Annotated in this window: 3 protein-coding genes and 1 pseudogene; 2 read left to right on the top strand and 2 right to left on the bottom strand. The window is 43.2% G+C overall.

The annotated features are described in order from the left end of the window. Positions 1-144 (top strand): N-acetylmuramoyl-L-alanine amidase (locus F6K53_RS41595; protein WP_293086252.1); only part of this gene is annotated, 144 nt, incomplete at its 5' end. Between the two features lie 238 nt (positions 145-382). On the opposite strand, the gene F6K53_RS41590 is transcribed toward F6K53_RS41595, so the two are convergent. Beyond that, positions 383-733 (bottom strand): DUF5615 family PIN-like protein, encoded by a 351-nt coding sequence (locus F6K53_RS41590; RefSeq protein WP_075903322.1) that lies wholly within the window; start codon positions 731-733, stop codon positions 383-385. Next, entirely contained in the window at positions 730-1059 is a 330-nt protein-coding gene (locus tag F6K53_RS41585) for a DUF433 domain-containing protein (RefSeq protein WP_293086249.1), read from the bottom strand. Before F6K53_RS41585 ends, F6K53_RS41590 begins: the two co-directional genes overlap by 4 nt. A 353-nt stretch (positions 1060-1412) precedes the next feature. Between F6K53_RS41585 and F6K53_RS41580 the strand changes: the two are divergent. Then, a pseudogene (locus F6K53_RS41580) lies at positions 1413-1538 on the top strand (NblA-related protein); the annotation flags it as partial.

Here is a 1538-nt window from a genome sequence, read left to right as displayed (position 1 = left end):
CACAAAGCTCCTTCGGTGCTATTGGAATTGGGATTTATGATTAATCCGGTGGAATTTGAATGGATTAGCAATCCCCGAGAACAAAGGCAATTGGCTAATGCGATCGCAGATGGGATTACTGAATGGTTGGCTACTGTGGAGTAATGCACGCTTTGTGGAATAGGGAACAGGGAACAGGGAACAGGGAACAGGGAACAGTGGACAATAATTGACGCAAAGCGATGCAGAGGTGCGACCCGTGGCGAATTTAATTACGGGTCAAACGCACCATTAAGGTCTTGAGAAGGCAGCGCCGACCTGCGGGGGTTTCCCCCACTCGCGCTTTGCATCAAGAACACTATTAGAAAACTACTTTTGCGCATAGGTCTACTATACCTTGAGCTCAAAGAGGAATCTTAGCAATTCTGTTGATCCATTCTTCAGCACTTGATGCTAACCCAATTAAAACCAACTCCTCAATAACAACTTCAATCGCCGACTTCTTGGACACAACGATAACTCCTGCGCTTTTGCGACTCACAATAAACTCGGCAAAATGCCTTGGCATTGTCTTGCGGTCGTGGGTCACAAGAATGCGTCCTTGCTGTGCTGCTTTTGCAAGTACTTCTAAATCGCTTAAACCTTGCAACTGGGCTTCCAAAGCAGTTTGGAAATCTATTGAAGGCTCTTGTCGTAGAACGCCAGTAACAATTATCTGATTGAAATCAGCATCAGCTTGGTAGCAGACGTTCATTCTCCTAGCCTCTGTTTTTTGGCTAATCGTGACCTAAGTTTGTTATACAGAGACGGATCCGTGTTTTGTAATGGTTGAGCCATGGCATCAAACTCTTCCTCTTCCAAAGCGAGGTAAGTATCAATCTGATCACGATTAGCTAAGTAGAAAGCGATCGCTCCGTAAACTTGTTCAAGGGTCAACAGTGGGAAAGATTGAACAATACTTTCTGGTGATAATCCGTTGCGGAAATTATACACAACGGAGTCGAGAGAAATTCGTGTGCCTGCAATCCAGTAACCATGGTCTCGATACTCTACATAGGTTTTAGCTTCTAGAACTGGCATAAATTTACCTTGAATATATCTCCGATCGATCATACTGCGGGTCGCACCTCAGGTACACAGGATTGTTTTCCCACTTCCGACTTACCTGCTCCCTGCTCGCTCCTCCCTGCTCGCTGCTCCCTAAAAACAAGGATAGGTGTGGGTGGGATACAAAGTACCCGCAAGGGTACTGTAAAGTCTCCTAAACTTTGCCTATCATAACTAGTATAAAGCCTATTTATAGTAATCCTTGCATAAAAATCCCAACTCAAGGTGATAAGTAATTAAGGAGTAAAGTTACCCACTCCTAATTAACTTTATAAAAGGTTCTAACCAATCGGTAATTTCTGAAAAATTATAGGAGTCAAATCATCATGGAAAAACATCAACCAATAGAATTTTCCCTAGAACAGGAGTTCAATCTTAAAGTTTTTGAGACGCAAATTCAAAATCTCGACCTTGAACAAGCCAAGAATCTTCTGTGCGAGCTCTATAGACAG

Source organism: Moorena sp. SIO4A1 (assembly GCF_010672065.1).
GTDB lineage: Bacteria > Cyanobacteriota > Cyanobacteriia > Cyanobacteriales > Coleofasciculaceae > Moorena.
Note: the sequence above shows the minus strand (reverse complement) of the source record. Positions and strands in the feature narration are given on the sequence as shown.